The 14,204-nt window shown below is 60.3% G+C and carries 11 protein-coding genes; 1 reads left to right on the top strand and 10 read right to left on the bottom strand.

What is annotated here, in order from left to right; genetic code table 11:
• Positions 1 to 109: 109 nt before the first annotated feature.
• The 3 genes from maiA to hmgA are packed head-to-tail and all read right to left on the bottom strand — an operon-like array spanning position 110 to position 3,370.
• Entirely contained in the window at positions 110 to 745 is a 636-nt protein-coding gene (gene maiA, locus PMI32_RS20525) for a maleylacetoacetate isomerase (protein WP_008027001.1), read from the bottom strand.
• Positions 746 to 757: 12 nt separating this feature from the next.
• Entirely contained in the window at positions 758 to 2,062 is a 1,305-nt protein-coding gene (gene fahA, locus PMI32_RS20530; RefSeq protein ID WP_008027000.1) for a fumarylacetoacetase, read from the bottom strand.
• A gap of 3 nt (positions 2,063 to 2,065) precedes the next feature.
• Positions 2,066 to 3,370, bottom strand: coding sequence for a homogentisate 1,2-dioxygenase (hmgA, locus tag PMI32_RS20535; protein WP_008026999.1), 1,305 nt, complete (start codon positions 3,368 to 3,370; stop codon positions 2,066 to 2,068).
• A 165-nt stretch (positions 3,371 to 3,535) separates the two neighbouring features.
• On the opposite strand from hmgA, the gene PMI32_RS20540 reads away from it, so the two are divergent.
• A complete protein-coding gene (locus PMI32_RS20540; protein WP_008026998.1) occupies positions 3,536 to 4,330 on the top strand; it encodes an IclR family transcriptional regulator in 795 nt (264 codons plus the stop codon).
• Positions 4,331 to 4,355: 25 nt separating this feature from the next.
• On the opposite strand, the gene PMI32_RS20545 is transcribed toward PMI32_RS20540, so the two are convergent.
• The 7 genes from PMI32_RS20545 to PMI32_RS20575 all read right to left on the bottom strand — a co-directional run bounded on the left by PMI32_RS20545 (position 4,356) and on the right by PMI32_RS20575 (position 14,202).
• A complete protein-coding gene (locus PMI32_RS20545; protein WP_032828655.1) occupies positions 4,356 to 4,691 on the bottom strand; it encodes a hypothetical protein in 336 nt (111 codons plus the stop codon).
• Positions 4,692 to 4,831: 140 nt separating this feature from the next.
• Positions 4,832 to 7,387, bottom strand: coding sequence for a LuxR C-terminal-related transcriptional regulator (locus PMI32_RS20550; RefSeq protein ID WP_008026994.1), 2,556 nt, complete (start codon positions 7,385 to 7,387; stop codon positions 4,832 to 4,834).
• A gap of 140 nt (positions 7,388 to 7,527) precedes the next feature.
• Entirely contained in the window at positions 7,528 to 8,895 is a 1,368-nt protein-coding gene (locus tag PMI32_RS20555) for a DUF1329 domain-containing protein (RefSeq protein ID WP_008026993.1), read from the bottom strand.
• 23 nt (positions 8,896 to 8,918) lie between these two features.
• Positions 8,919 to 10,712: a DUF1302 domain-containing protein gene (locus PMI32_RS20560; RefSeq protein ID WP_008026990.1), complete on the bottom strand. Its 1,794-nt coding sequence runs from the start codon at positions 10,710 to 10,712 to the stop codon at positions 8,919 to 8,921.
• A gap of 493 nt (positions 10,713 to 11,205) precedes the next feature.
• Complete coding sequence (locus PMI32_RS20565; protein ID WP_008026988.1) at positions 11,206 to 12,117, bottom strand: SDR family oxidoreductase; 912 nt, start codon at positions 12,115 to 12,117, stop codon at positions 11,206 to 11,208.
• Positions 12,118 to 12,517: 400 nt separating this feature from the next.
• Positions 12,518 to 13,420: an alpha/beta fold hydrolase gene (locus PMI32_RS20570; RefSeq protein WP_008026986.1), complete on the bottom strand. Its 903-nt coding sequence runs from the start codon at positions 13,418 to 13,420 to the stop codon at positions 12,518 to 12,520.
• A complete protein-coding gene (locus PMI32_RS20575; protein WP_008026984.1) occupies positions 13,420 to 14,202 on the bottom strand; it encodes a class II aldolase/adducin family protein in 783 nt (260 codons plus the stop codon). The genes PMI32_RS20570 and PMI32_RS20575 overlap by 1 nt, the downstream gene beginning before the upstream one ends.
• Positions 14,203 to 14,204: the final 2 nt, after the last annotated feature.

The raw sequence follows: 14,204 nt of genomic DNA, 5'->3' as shown, positions 1-14,204 counted from the left end.
ACCTGTAGGAGCCGGCTTGCTGGCGATTGATACGCCGCGGTCCATCAGGAACACCGCGTTATCGTTCATCGCGAGCAAGCTTGCTCCTACAGGGGGCGGTGTGATGTTTTCAAGGAGTGTCTGGCTGATTGGCCGGGTGCGCTTTCATGAACGCTGGATGCGTCGCGGCCAGCGTCGCCACTCGACGAATCCGTGGGTATGCCTCCAGCGAAATGTTGAAACGTTCAGCCGCGTACAGCTGCGGAATCAGGTACACATCCGCCAGCCCCGGTTCAACGCCGAAGCAATAACCTTCATCACCAATCAACTGTTCCACCGTCGCCAGCCCTTGGCTGATCCAGTGCCCGATCCACTCGACCACCTGCGCTTCATCGTGGCCCAACTGCCGCAGCCTGTTGAGCACGCTGACGTTGTGCAGCGGATGCACGTCGCAGCCAATCACCGCCGCCACACCGCGCTCATGCGCGCGAGCGGCGAGGTCTTTGGACAGCAGCGGCACCTGTGGATAACGTTCCTCCAGGTACTCGATGATCGCCGGAGACTGGATCAGCAACTCGCCTTCGTCGGTGCGCAAGGCCGGCACCCGGCCTTGCGGATTGATCGCCAGGTACGGTGGCTGGCGATGCTCACCGCCCGGCGGCGCGATCAGGTTGATCGGCAGCGCCCGGTAATCCAGGCCCTTCAACGCCAAGGCGATACGCACCCGGTAAGACGAGGTCGAACGGTAGTAGGTATAGAGTTCCATGACCCGTTCCTCTTAACGCGCCGGCAGCACTTTGCCGCGGCATTCGCCGAAACCGATGGAGGCAAAACCGTCGCGGCTGCAACGGGCGCGCAGGATGATTTCGTCGCCGTCCTCAAGGAATTTACGCACTTCGCCGGAAGCCAGTTCGATCGGCTTTTTACCGCCCTCGGTGATTTCCAGCAGGCTGCCGAACTGACCGTTTTCCGGCCCTGACAAAGTGCCCGAACCAAACAGATCGCCGGCCTGCAACTGGCAGCCGTTGACGCTGTGGTGCGCGACCATTTGCGCCACGGTCCAGTACATGTGTCGGGTGTTGCTCAGGGTCAGTCGATGGGCCGGCAGGTTCTGCTCGCGCATGCCTTCGGTCAGCAGCAGCACTTCCAGTTCGATGTCGAAGGCACCCGCGGCCTGGTCACGTTTGTCGAACAGGTAAGGCAGCGGCTGCGGATCGCCTTCCGGACGCGCCGGTTGCGCACGACGGAACGGCTCCAGCGCTTCGGCCGTCACCACCCATGGCGAGATGCTGGTAATGAAACTCTTCGACAGGAACGGCCCCAGAGGCTGGTATTCCCACGCCTGGATATCCCGCGCCGACCAGTCGTTTAGCAGGCAGAAACCGGCGATGTGATCGGCGGCGTCGCCGATGGCAATCGAGTCGCCCATGTCGTTGCCCTGGCCGATCCAGATGCCCAGTTCCAGTTCGTAGTCCAGCCGTGCACACGGGCCGAAGGTCGGTTCGGTCTGACCGGCCGGCAGGGTCTGGCCTTTCGGACGGCGAACGTCGGTGCCGGACGGGCGAATGGTCGATGCGCGGCCGTGGTAACCGATCGGAACGTACTTGTAGTTCGGCAGCAGCGGGTTGTCGGGACGGAACAGTTTGCCGACGTTTTGCGCGTGCTCGATGCCGACGTAGAAGTCGGTGTAATCGTTGATTTTCGCCGGCAGGTGCATCTCGCAGTTCGCCGCCAGCGGCAGCAGTTTTGCACCTTGGGCTTCGATCTTGCCGTGCAGGGTGCTGCCTTCCTTGAACAGTTCGATCAAGCGCTCACGCAGGGCAACACGAGCCTCGCGGCCGAGTTCGAAAAACGCATTGAGCTGACCGCCACGGGTGGCTTCGACCGCCGCTTTTGCAGCACCGTCGAACAGGCCGGCGTCGAGTGCCGCTTGCAGATCAAAGATGTGTTCGCCAATCGCCACGCCACTGCGCGGCGCAGAACCCTTCACGCTGAACACGCCCAGCGGCAGGTTTTGCAGCGGGAAGTCGACATGGCCGTTGGCGGAGGCAACCCAGCTACGAGTGATGGAAGTCTGAGTCATGGGTTATCTCCGGGTCGGGTCGAAAGTAGCGGGCAGCGTGGCCCAGCAGGCATCGTAATGGGGTTGCAGTTGTGGGCAGTCGAGGGCGAAGCGACTCGGGCGCAGCACCTGACTGGTCTCGAACATGAAGGCCATGGTGTTGTCGATTTTCGCTGGTGCGAGTTCTGCGTTGATTGCCTTGGTGCAGGTTTCGCCGTCCGGGCCGTGGGCGCTCATGCAACTGTGCAGCGACGCACCGCCGGGCACGAAGCCTTCGGCCTTGGCGTCGTACTCGCCCTTGATCAGGCCCATGAATTCGTTCATCAGGTTGCGGTGGAACCACGGTGGACGGAAGGTTTTTTCGGCGACCATCCAGCGTGGCGGGAAGATCACGAAGTCGAGATTGGCCAGGCCATGGACGCTGGTCGGCGAAGTCAGGACGGTGAAAATCGAAGGATCCGGATGATCGAAGCTGACCGTACCAATGGTGTTGAAACGGCGCAGGTCATATTTGTACGGCACGTTATTACCGTGCCAGGCGACCACGTTCAGCGGCGAATGATCAAGCTCGCAACCCCACAACTGGCCGAGGAATTTCTGCACCAGGGTGGTCGGCTGCTTGAGATTTTCGTAATGAGCGACCGGGGTCAGGAAGTCCCGTGGATTGGCCAGACCGTTGCTGCCAATCGGTCCGAGGTCCGGCAGGCGCAATGGCGCGCCGTGGTTTTCCGCAATGTAGCCACGCGCCTGCGGGTCGAGCAGTTCGACGCGAAATTTCAGACCGCGCGGCAGCACGGCAATTTCCAGCGGTTCGAGTTCCAGCACGCCCAGTTCGGTGGCAATGCGCAGGCGGCCCAGTTCCGGCACCAGCAGCAGTTCGCCATCCGCGTTGAAGAACACGCGCTCCATGGAGCGGTTGGCACGGTAATGGTAAATGCTGATTCCGGCCGGTTTTTCCGCCGCCGAATTGGCAACCATGCTCACCAGCCCGTCAATGAAATCGGTGGGCTCGGTCGGGATGTCCAACGGGTTCCAGCGCAAGCGATTGGGGGTCACTTCACCCAACGGTCCGCCGGCCAGTTGCCGATCCAGTTTGACGAACGCCGGGTGATTGGCCGACGGCTGAATGCGGTACATCCAGGTCCGCCGCGCTTCGGCGCGAACCATGGTGAACGCGGTGCCGGAGAACAGCTCAGTGTAGAGGCCGTATGGGGCTTTTTGCGGGGAGTTCTGGCCGACGGGCAGTGCGCCGGGCAACGCTTCACTGCTGAACTCATTGCCGAAACCGGACTGATAAGCCAGCGCGGGCGCCGTTGAATCGAGGTTCATGGAGCCTCCTGAACAGGGAGTAGGCAATGGCCTGTCGCTCTGTTGCAGAGGTCTCGGCACGCCTGGGTTATTTTTATCGTAATTCAATTACGCATAACGTAATTTGATTGGTATTGACCGTCAAGCTATAAAGACGCCCATTCGTCCCGGGATCAGACTGCCTCCATGGAAACGCCGCGCAACAACGACAAACAGAAAGTCCGCTCGGCCGAGGTCGGCACCGACATCCTCAAGGCACTGGCCGAGTTGTCGCCATCGACTTCACTGTCGCGCCTGGCCGAGCATGTGCAGATGCCGGCAAGCAAGGTTCACCGCTATCTACAGGCGTTGATCGCCAGCGGTTTTGCCGAACAGAACACCGCCACCAACCACTACGGTCTGGGCCGCGAAGCGCTGCGCGTGGGGTTGGCCGCACTTAACAGTATGGACGTGCTGAAAGTCGCCGCCCTGCCCCTGGCCGAACTGCGCGATGAATTGAATGAAACGTGTTTTTTGGCGGTGTGGGGCAATCAGGGCGCAACCGTGGTGCATATCGAACCGGCGGTGCGCGCGGTGACCGTGGTGACGCAATTGGGCTCTGTGTTGCCGTTGCTCAGTTCATCCACGGGATTGGTGTTTGGCGCTTATCTGCCCAAGCGTGAAACGGTGGATTTGCGCGAGCAGGAAGTGCTGGCAAGCAATTCCCATACGTTGGCGGACGATCAGGCTTATGTGACCTTGTGTGAACAGATCCGCGAGCGCGGCCTGCACCATGTGCATGGTTTGTTGATGCCCGGCGTCGATGCGTTGTCGGCCCCAGTGTTCAACGCGGTGGGAAATGTGGTGGCCGTCATGACCATCGTTGGCCCGGCGTCACTGTTTCACGCCGACGAAAACGGCCCGGCGGCGCAGCGATTGCTGGCGGCGACGCGGGCCGTGAGTTGGCGAATGGGGTATGAGCCATCCGCTTTCACTGGCTAACTAAGTTGTCAGCCTACTGCCGTGATTACTTGCTTCGGTAGGACTCGACCACAACACGACCTGCATTATTAAGATCGATGATGTCCAAACCGACAACTCGATCAGCTTTATCAAAAGTCCACCGTTCGGAAAAGATGCCTGCGTAAACAGTATTGAAAGCAGGCAACTCATCCGCCTGCACTTTTTCCATGACAGCCCAGCTCAAACTCTCGGAGTAATCAACTACCTGTTTGCCCTCGTCGTTGACCACTACCGAATTCAGGTAGGTCTCATCGACGCTGATGGAATACCCCATATGACCGAACACCTCAGCCAGCTTCTTACTTACTTCTTCCAGCAACTTATTACTCACAAATAGCATCCTTACTAATAATGGAAGTCGGCCAAAACACATTCAAAAAATACAAACACTGATTGACGGGCCGACGCCCACTTTATAAACAACTCAATTAACTTAGTACACCCCGCAACTTGTATGCAGACGTAAACATACCGAACACTTCAAATAACAATCCCCAGAACTTTGGCTTTGGCCACAGCCTGAGTCCTTCGTTCTACACCCAACTTCCCATTGATCCGCCGCGCGTGGGTTTTAACTGTATGTAACGATATGAACAACTGATCAGCTATCTGTTGATTGGAGTTACCCAGGGCGACTAACTCAAGCACTTCTATTTCACGCTGACTCAAGCGGTTCTGGACCGAAGCCAACGGTTCAGCAGGGTTACCCGACTCGGTACGCCCGATCGCCTCCGGCAAGCGTGGCTGGCGCAATTGCAGATCGCGCAGGGCCTGTTGAAGATTGCAGCGCTCGACCAGTGCCAAACCTTCCTGCATCGCCTCGCGAGCGGCAGGCATGTCGCCCGTCAGCCAGGCCACTTCTGCTAGCGCCAGGTGCAATTGCGCTTGCAGCCCCGCCATTCCCCGTTGGCGCGCCCAGTGCAACTGAGCCTCGAGCTGCACCAGAGGGTTTGGCGCCTGCCCTCGATACACTTCGGTCAGCACCAGCAGGTATTCAAGGCCGGGAATCAGCTCCAGCGTCGCCGGCGGCGCCTGACGAGCATGGACGCCGTGATAGTGGCGCAGCACCCGGGTCAGGGCTTCATGGGCCAAATCCGGACGGCCCTGCTGTAGCCAGAAATGGCAGCTGTATTGCAGCAGAACACTGCGGTAGACCGTGTCTGGTATCCGCCGCTGTTGCATCAATCGTTCGGCGTCACGCAGCAGGACAAAAGCCTGGGCGTAGTCCTGGCGATTGGCGGCCAATTGCGCGAGGCCGAGGAAACCGTACAGCACGCGTTTGTCCTGGCTGCGCAGGCAGATTTGCAGGCCGTTCTCGAAGTACGCGGCCGCCTGCGTCTCTCGTCCCTGACACAGGCTCAAACGTCCGCGCTGCAAGGCAATCCTTCCCAGCAGCGGTTGGGCCAGCGGTTGCTGCTGGACGAGCAAGCCATGCATGTTGGCCAGCAGGGTTTCAGCCCGACCGGATGCTCCACGCTGCTCGAGCAATTGCGCATGATCGAGTTCCAGCAGCCCCTCGAACACCAGCGAACCTTGCGCACGCGCCAGGCACAACGCCTCACGGTTGGTCGCCTGCGCCACGTCGAGCTCGCCCCTGAGCAAGGCTTGCTGGGTCAGCGCTGACAGGCACATCAGCCGAGCCGTCCAGAGCGAGGGGTCGAGTTCGTCGAGTGCCTCAAGCAAATGCGCGCGCGAAGGCTCCATGCGCCCCTGCAAATGCAGGAGCCAACCCTGCATCGCCTGCCAACGCGCCATCAGCTGCCGTTGATGCAACGCCGACGGCTGAGGGGCGAAACGTGACAAATGCCCAATGCACTCACCCGCCTGCTCGAACCGCCCGGCAAACAGCAACGCCGCGGTGATCAGCCCCACCAGTTGCGGCGAGCCAAGCATCAGCTCGTCGCCTTTGTGCTCATGCAGACGCAACAACAGCACCACGGTCTGCTCTTCGAACAGGTGCTCGAAACTGAAATGCTGCAACAGGCTGACCGCGACCTCGAACTCTTCGGCCAGCAAGGCTTGTTCAAACGCGGCTTTCCAGTCCAGTTCGGCGGCGAACCACTGACAAGCGCGGCGATGCCAGGAGCGCCCTGCCGGCCATTGCTCTTCGCGCATCAATTGCGTGAGGGGGGTGAAAATCTGCAGCCAGTCGGTCGAGTCCTGCCAGGGCTCGATGAAGCAGCCCAACGCCTGCAACGTGCTCAGGCATTGGGCGCCCTCGCCTGCACCGAACAGGTGGTCGCACAACCGCGCATTGAATCGCTGCAAATGGGCCAGCACCCGCCAGGCTTCTGCGAGCTCCGGGGTCAGCATGCCGAACAATTCGTGTTCGAGGTAATCGTGCAGGGTGTCCGGCCGACCGTGCAGCGACTCGTTGCGCGACCAGTCGCATTTTTGCAGCAGCGCTATCCGCACACCCGCGCACCAGCCACCGCTGAGTTCGATGATCCTGCCGGCACGTTTCGCTGCCTGCTCCGGCTCCAGGTGATGCAGCAGTCGGGCAATTTCCGTTTGAGTGAAGGCCAGCGTGGCGCGCTCGCAGTCGTACAGCTCATCGGCGAGCAACAAGCGTGGCCAATTGCATTGCGGGCGGCGGCGACCACTGAGCCACCAGGTAATCATCGGGCTGCTGATGGCCAGCAACCGGTCGAGCAGCAGGTCCAGCTCCGGGTTGGGCGTGCGGCAATAGTCATCGAGGCACAGCCAGGTCGGCGTCTGCCATTGAGCCAGCGATGACAGCAATGCGGATTCGTCCGCCGCGGCCAATCCCAACGCGTGGGCCAGCCGCTGCCGAAAATCGGCAGCCTCCATCGGCTCCCCCGCCAACGGCAACCAACAGACCCGGCACTGCTCCGGTGCCTGCAACAGGCATTCGATCAGCAGCGCACTCTTGCCACTGCCAGCCGGCGCACAGAGCAATTTCACGCGTGCGGTCGAGGCCAGTAACGGCTCGATCAGCCGCTCGCGAGACTGGTGGTGGGACGACAAACGGGGCAGAAGTCCAGGACGGTCCAGACACGGGGTCATGGCGGTCATAGTGGTGCGCCTTTTTATAATTGTGGCGCCACCCTAGCCCTCTCTACACGGCTTGTTGAAGAAGTATTCAACACACTTATCGACACCTATAAAAAAGGTGACCGCGAAGTCACCTTTTTCTGTAGAGCCTGTAGGAATGATTACCTCACCCCTGTACTCCGCAGCGCTGCTGGCGTGTAGTCACCTGCTTTGGCATCGATACCGAATTCGAAGCTGCGCTTCTCCTCGTTCTTCATCCCCAGTGCGATGTAGCGACCGGCGATCAAGTCGTACAGCGCTTCAACGGTGTAGGCCGGAACCTGGTGATCGTAGTAGAACTGGGCATGACCTTCGGCCACACGCCACAGCTGACCGCGACCGTCATAGTGATCGGCCAGTGCCACCTGCCAGCTGTCTTCGTCGATGTACATGTGACGCTTGGCGTACACGTGCCGTTCGTTGGGCTTGACCGTGGCGACAATCTCCCAGACCCGGTGCAACTCGTAGCGTGTGAGATCCTGATTGATATGCCCGGCCTTGATCACATCGGTGTACTTGAGGTTGGGCGAGTCGAGCTTGTAGCTGTTGTAAGGGATGTACATTTCCTTCTTGCCGATCAGCTTCCAGTCGTAGCGATCCGGTGCGCCGGAAAACATGTCGAAGTTGTCGGTGGTGCGCAACCCGTCGGACGAGGTGCCGACGCCGTCATAGGCCACCTGCGGCGCACGCCGCACGCGACGCTGGCCGGCGTTGTAGATCCAGGCCTTGCGCGGTTCCTTGACCTGGTCGAGGGTCTCGTGAACCAGCAACACGTTGCCCGCCAACCGCGCCGGCGCCGTGACTTCCTGCTTGAAGTAGCTGAGCACGTTGTCGTCGCTGCCGGGTTTCAAGTCCCCCAGCAGCGAAGGCACGGCGACTTCGTCCTTGAAGCGGATCACCGTGAAGTCGCCATTGGACTGCGGCGTGGCCTGGGTGATGGTGCGACGCAAATTGCCGCCGTGATAACGGGTGACGTGGTTCCAGATCACTTCGACGCCGTTCTTCGGAATCGGAAACGCGTAGTAGCGATTGCCGGTGAAATTGGCCAGGCCATTGCCGTCGTTGATCGGCGTTACATTCAGCGCGCTACGCTTGGCCGACTCGTAGATGTCCGGTGGCACGGCCACTGTACGGTGGGTCGGATAGACCGGGATCTTGTAGGTCTCCGGGTAGCGTTTGAACATCGCGATCTGGCCGTCGGAGAGCTTGTCCTTGTATTTGTCGACGGTTGCCGCCGTGATGGTAAACAGCGGTTTTTCATTGGCGAACGGGTCGGCAAGGAACCCTTTACTGTCCACCGCACCGGCGTTTTTCGGGATGCCGCCGGTCCATGCCGGAATCGAGCCATCGGCATTACCCGCCTTCTCGGCGCCCAACGGCGTCAGGCTGGTACCGAGTTTGTTGGCTTCTTCCGGCGACACCGCGGCCATTACATCAACGGCCAACAGGCTCAAGGCCAGAACGCTGCATTGCAGAATCATTTTGCGCATTGAAATCATCCTTCTCAGCCAGATCAGAAGTTCACGCCAAAGCTCAGCGCCAGGAAGTCGCGATCTTCCAGGGTGTTGTAGTCACCGCCGAAGAAATCGGTGTAACTCAAGCTCGCGGTGTAGGTGTTGCGATAGTCCGCATCGACGCCGACGCTGATGGCCTTGGCGCCTTCGTTGAACAGCCCGTTGGGGCCGTAACCGGCGACGTCATGGGACCACGACAGGTTGGGTTTGAAATTGATCCCGGCGATGACGTTGTTGTAATCAAGGATCGCGCGGGCGCGGTAGCCCCAGGACGTCGATGTGACGAAACCGTCGGTATCACCGCGGAAACCGTACTGTCCGTAGACCGAGTCGCGGCCGTAACGCAGCTTGCTTTTGTCTTCCAGCCCGCCGACGTGAACAACGGCCGCCTCACCCACCAGGGTCAAACGGTCCGCGCCGGCGATCTGATCGATGAAGTGCGTCAGGGTGCTCTGGATTTGCGTCACTTCCTTGCGGCGATAGCCTTTGTTATCCGCCCCGGGGGTCGTGGCGATTGGCGAGGCCGCGCCGCCGGCAATCGGGTTGAGCAAGGCCAGTGTCAGGTCGGTGCTGTTGACCTGTACCGGTGCGTTGGGGCGGTAGCTGATCTCGCCGGTCCATGCGGTGCCGGTCGGCAAGGTGGTGGAGAAACTCGCTCCGTAGAGGCGGATGTCTTCCGGGTATTCGAGGTAGTACTGACCGCGACCGAGCATCACGCTCTGGGCCAGTGCCGAACCGGTGCCGGGTGCAACGGCATTGGCGGTACCGACGATGGCCGGAATCCGTGCCAGCGTCCCCGCGCCGGCAGTGGTGGTGCCGACATTCGGCGTGCGGCTGTGGTAGTTCATGAAGTACAGGCCGTACTCGGTGTCATCACCCAGCCAACGCAACGCCGTGCCCCATTGCCCGGAGTCGCGGGCGTCGCGGTCGCCGCCACGGGGCACGATCACCCCTTCCTTGCCGACCTGGAAGCCTTGGCCAAAAGCGGCAGCGATCGGTTGCAACGGTGCAATCGCCGGGCTGGCGACCGTGTATCCCGTGGTGCAGCCATCTGCCGCCACGTCCCCTCCGAAGAAGGTGCCGCAGTTGTCGAGAACGGTCTGGTCCCACTCCAGTTGATAGAAACCTTCCACGGTAAGTTTGTCGGTCAGGCCCTGAGAGGCGAACAGCATGTTCACCGGAATCAGGCCTTCCTTGATCTCCGCGCCAGGACGACGGAACGCTGAAACGTCGACCGGGTTGATGCTGTTGATCGAGTTGCCGATGAAGGTACTTTCGCCCCAACTGACCACCTGTTTACCCGCGCGCAAGGTGCCCGGCAGATCGGCGATGGAGTAGTTGTGATAGACGAACGCATCGAGGATCTGCGCGCCGGCAGACTTGGAACCTTCTTTGCGATTGTGATCGCTGATCGGCTTGAACTCGCGGTCTTCGTCCTTCAGTTCGAAGTCGTACCAATACTTGCCACGGACGAACATGCCGGTGTCGCCGTACTTCAGTTCGAGGTCGTGAATACCTTTGAAGATCTTGGAGTAGGTTTCGCCCTTCTTGAAGTTCAGACGCCCGTCGTCACCGGTCGACGCCTGGCCGGTCCCGCCGTTGACGATGCCCACCAGCGATTTATCGGCATCGCGCATGCCCCAACTCGCGCCGACGGACAGCGAGGAGTCGAAAGTCCCCTCGATTTCGCCAATGTTGAATGAAACGGCCTGCGCCTGGGCACAGCAACCCAAGGCAACCGCAGCGGCCAGCGCCTGCGGTGTGAAGATGGCGCGCATTGTTGTTTTTGTCATGCGTCTTCCCCGGTGAGTGACAGAAGGCCACACCCTACTGCCGCAGGTCGGGAGCGATAAGCGCACCAAGGAGGTATTCGTTGTGTCGCTCTAAAGGATGAATGGCCTTGCGGCGCGGGGAGTTGCGCGAGGTATGGATGAAGTGGATAGAGGCTCATCAGCCGGATGCATGAGCGCGAGACTGTTGCCCAGGCTGCAATACTGCATGTCTGGAATCGCTATTTTTCCTTTGGACTCAAGTGCTTATTCTTGTCGGGCTTTCACGGCAAACAGCCTGACAGCACACAGCGATGGCGTGCGATCAGTCCGTGCCGTTGGCGACAGATTTCAGATGTGTCGAAGGTTTCGACTCATCGCCCCGTGTTCACTGACGTTGATTTGTAGCTCCTTGATCCAACGTCTTACTTTGGCCGCTGCGTTTGCAGCGGCCTTTTTTATGGGCGATGGTTTTGGGGAGGCAGGACTCAGGCGAGCCCTGCGCGAGGCGAAGGAATCAGAGGGAATACTTCTGCAAATTGCCCATCATTTCCTTCAGTGCTTCGATGTTGTCCTTCGGATGCGCTGCGCCTTCGAAGTCGCAGATCTGCTGCCAGTGCGCCGCCACATCTTCCGGTGAAAACCCGACCCGTGGATCGAACCCGGCGCCGAGGCTGCGCTCCCAACGCACCTTGCCCATCCAGCCGCCACCGACCTCAAACAGCCCCGAGGTTTCCTGGCAGTTTTCGCTGGCGAGGTACACCACCAGCGGGCTGACCAGTTCCGGCTTGAGTTGTTCGAACACTTGCGGCGGGATCAGGCCTTCGGTCATGCGGGTGCCGCCGGTGGGGGCGATGGCGTTGACCAGAATGTTGTTTTTGCGGCCTTCGATGGCCAGGGTGCGGGTCAGGCCGTAGAGGCCGAGCTTGGCCATGCCGTAGTTGGACTGGCCGAAGTTGCCGTAAATCCCCGAAGTCGATGCGGTGAAGATGACGCGACCATAATTTTGCTCGCGCATGTGCGGCCAGGCGGCGCGGGTGACTTTGTAGGCGCCTTCGACGTGGACGCGATAGACCAGGTCCCAATCGGCATCGTCCATTTTGTGGAAAGTCTTGTCCCGCAGGATCCCGGCGTTGTTGACCACTACGTCGACCCGGCCGAAAACGTCGAGGGCGTTCTGGACGATTTTGTCGCCGTCGGTGACGGAGTCATGGTTGGCCTCGGCAGTGCCGCCGGCCTCACGAATTTCCGCGACTACGCGGTCTGCTGCCGAAGCGTTTGCACCTTCACCTTGCGCCGAGCCACCGAGATCGTTGACCAGCACCCTGGCGCCCTGTTTCGCGAATAACAGCGCATGAGCGCGGCCCAGGCCACCACCGGCTCCGGTGATGATCACGACTTTATCTTCGAAGCGCACAGGCTCATTCATTAGGGGGGACTCCAGCAGGCCGAGGGACAATAAGTCCGAGTCTCAGGCAAGGCGCTGCCGGTCACAATGAACACGGGGTAGGCTGAATGGTGCTCGATAAGGCGGGGGGATGATGAGCGCGTGGACCGAGTCACGGCCCATCGCCAGCAAGCCGGCTCCTACAGGACCGGGGTGCCCCAAACTCATCAGACACCACAAAAACACTGTAGGAGCCGGCTTGCCGGCGATGGCAATCCGACAGGCACCACAACCCTCAAGGACGCATTCGCCGGCAAGGATTGGGGTGAACACCACCTCACCAAACACCACAAAACCTGTAGGAGCCGGCTTGCTGGCGATGGCAATCCGACAAGCACCACAACCCTCAAGGACGCATTCGCCGGCAAGGTTGCGATGATGTCTACGAACAGGCCACTTTCAGCGGCGTTGAAATCAGCCGGTCGCGAAACGCCAGATAATGCTTGAGCACCTGAGCCGGTGCTTCGGTTTGCGGGTAATGGCCGATGCCGGGCAGCAGGACCGTGTCCGGGTTCGGGATCAGCTCCCGATAGCGTTCAACCATGTGCCCGCCAGAGATCGGATCGACCTCGCCATCGATCACCCGCAACGGCACTTCGCCGCGCTGCATGGCACTCACCCAACGCTCGCGCTGAACCCGACGTTCAGGGATGTAGGCAATCAGCTTGTGCATGATCCGTGGCCCGTGATTGCTGTCGATCAGGCTCCAGAAATCATCCATCTCACTCTCGGTAGGACGGCTCTGCGGTCCGAAAATCTGGCGGAAACTCTTCACCAGTGCATCACGGGAAAACGCGCGACCGATCATCCAGCCCAACGGGCTGAGCAACAATTTTTGCATCAATACCGGACGATGGGTTTCAGGAAACAGCCCCCCATTGAGGAACACGCAACTGGCGAGGTGAATGCGCGCCTCGTAATGCCGGGCCAACAGTTCCTGAGCCACGCTGTCGCCATAATCGTGGGCGAGCACGTGCACCGGTTGCTCGACGTTCAAATGTTCCAGCAACGCCTGTTGCAGATCGGCTTGCGCCAAGAGGCTGTATTCATGATCCACCGGTTTGGCTGAATCGCCGAAACCGAGCATGTCGCAGGCAATCACCCGATAACGCTGGGCCAGCGGCTGCCACAGGTAATGCCAGTCCCAACTGGCGGTCGGGAAGCCATGAATGAGCAACAGCGGCTCACCCTGCCCCGCCGTCCAGTAACGCACCGTCTGATCACGAAAGACGAACGTCTGGCTGCGCTTGCGCCAGACACACAGGGGGATCTCGGCGAGAGGCATCAGAGTTTATATCCCGCGTCTTGTTTATCGAGTTTGCGCAGCAGCGCCGGCCAGGCCAGCGCGCCGCCCATCCCTTGTGCACTTTTGGTAACGCCGGCGATCATCGCCTTGGCGCCCGCCAGAATCTGCGGTTCGATGGCGATGAGTTCCGCACCACCGTTCTGTGCCAGCACCTGGATTTCGCAGGCGCGCTGGAAGGTGAACATCATCAGGAACGTGTCAGCGATGGTGCCGCCGCAGGTCAGCAACCCGTGGTTGTGCAGCATCAGGAAATTGTTTTCACCGAGGTCGGCCTGCAGCCGCGCCTTCTCTTCGTGGTTCAGCGCAACGCCTTCATAGGCGTGATACGCCAGGCTCGACAGAACAAACAGCGACTGTTGGCTGATCGGCAAAACGCCTTGCTTCTGCGCCGACACCGCAACGCCGGCCGCCGTGTGCGTGTGCAATACACAGACGACATCGTGCCGCACTTCGTGCACGGCGCTGTGGATGGTGTAGCCCGCCGGGTTGATCTCGTAGGGGCTGTCCATCAGCTTATTGCCGGCCTGATCGACCTTGACCAGGCTCGACGCGGTAATCTCGTGGAACATCAACCCGAACGGGTTGATCAGGAAATCTTCAGTGCCTGGCACCTTGGCGGAAATGTGCGTGAAGATCAGATCATCCCAGCCATGCAGGGCGACCAGACGATAACAGGCGGCCAGATCGACGCGGGTCTGCCACTCGGCGGCACTGACCTGGTCTTTGACACTGTGGGGCGATTGGACGGGGGCTACGCTCACGA

Origin of the sequence: Pseudomonas sp. GM60 (assembly GCF_000282415.1) — a bacterium.
GTDB classification, from domain to species: Bacteria; Pseudomonadota; Gammaproteobacteria; order Pseudomonadales; family Pseudomonadaceae; genus Aquipseudomonas; species Aquipseudomonas migulae.
This window is presented reverse-complemented; position numbering and strand designations above follow the sequence as displayed.

What these genes read in the sequence shown, in the direction of transcription:
- PMI32_RS20565 (WP_008026988.1), bottom strand. Translation starts at nt 12,117, where the DNA reads ATGAATGAGCCTGTGCGCTTCGAAGATAAAGTCGTGATCATCACCGGA.
- PMI32_RS20570 (WP_008026986.1), bottom strand. Translation starts at nt 13,420, where the DNA reads ATGCCTCTCGCCGAGATCCCCCTGTGTGTCTGGCGCAAGCGCAGCCAG.
- fahA (WP_008027000.1), bottom strand. Translation starts at nt 2,062, where the DNA reads ATGACTCAGACTTCCATCACTCGTAGCTGGGTTGCCTCCGCCAACGGC.
- hmgA (WP_008026999.1), bottom strand. Translation starts at nt 3,370, where the DNA reads ATGAACCTCGATTCAACGGCGCCCGCGCTGGCTTATCAGTCCGGTTTC.
- PMI32_RS20540 (WP_008026998.1), top strand. Translation starts at nt 3,536, where the DNA reads ATGGAAACGCCGCGCAACAACGACAAACAGAAAGTCCGCTCGGCCGAG.
- PMI32_RS20545 (WP_032828655.1), bottom strand. Translation starts at nt 4,691, where the DNA reads ATGCTATTTGTGAGTAATAAGTTGCTGGAAGAAGTAAGTAAGAAGCTG.
- maiA (WP_008027001.1), bottom strand. Translation starts at nt 745, where the DNA reads ATGGAACTCTATACCTACTACCGTTCGACCTCGTCTTACCGGGTGCGT.
- PMI32_RS20555 (WP_008026993.1), bottom strand. Translation starts at nt 8,895, where the DNA reads ATGCGCAAAATGATTCTGCAATGCAGCGTTCTGGCCTTGAGCCTGTTG.
- PMI32_RS20550 (WP_008026994.1), bottom strand. Translation starts at nt 7,387, where the DNA reads ATGACCGCCATGACCCCGTGTCTGGACCGTCCTGGACTTCTGCCCCGT.
- PMI32_RS20560 (WP_008026990.1), bottom strand. Translation starts at nt 10,712, where the DNA reads ATGACAAAAACAACAATGCGCGCCATCTTCACACCGCAGGCGCTGGCC.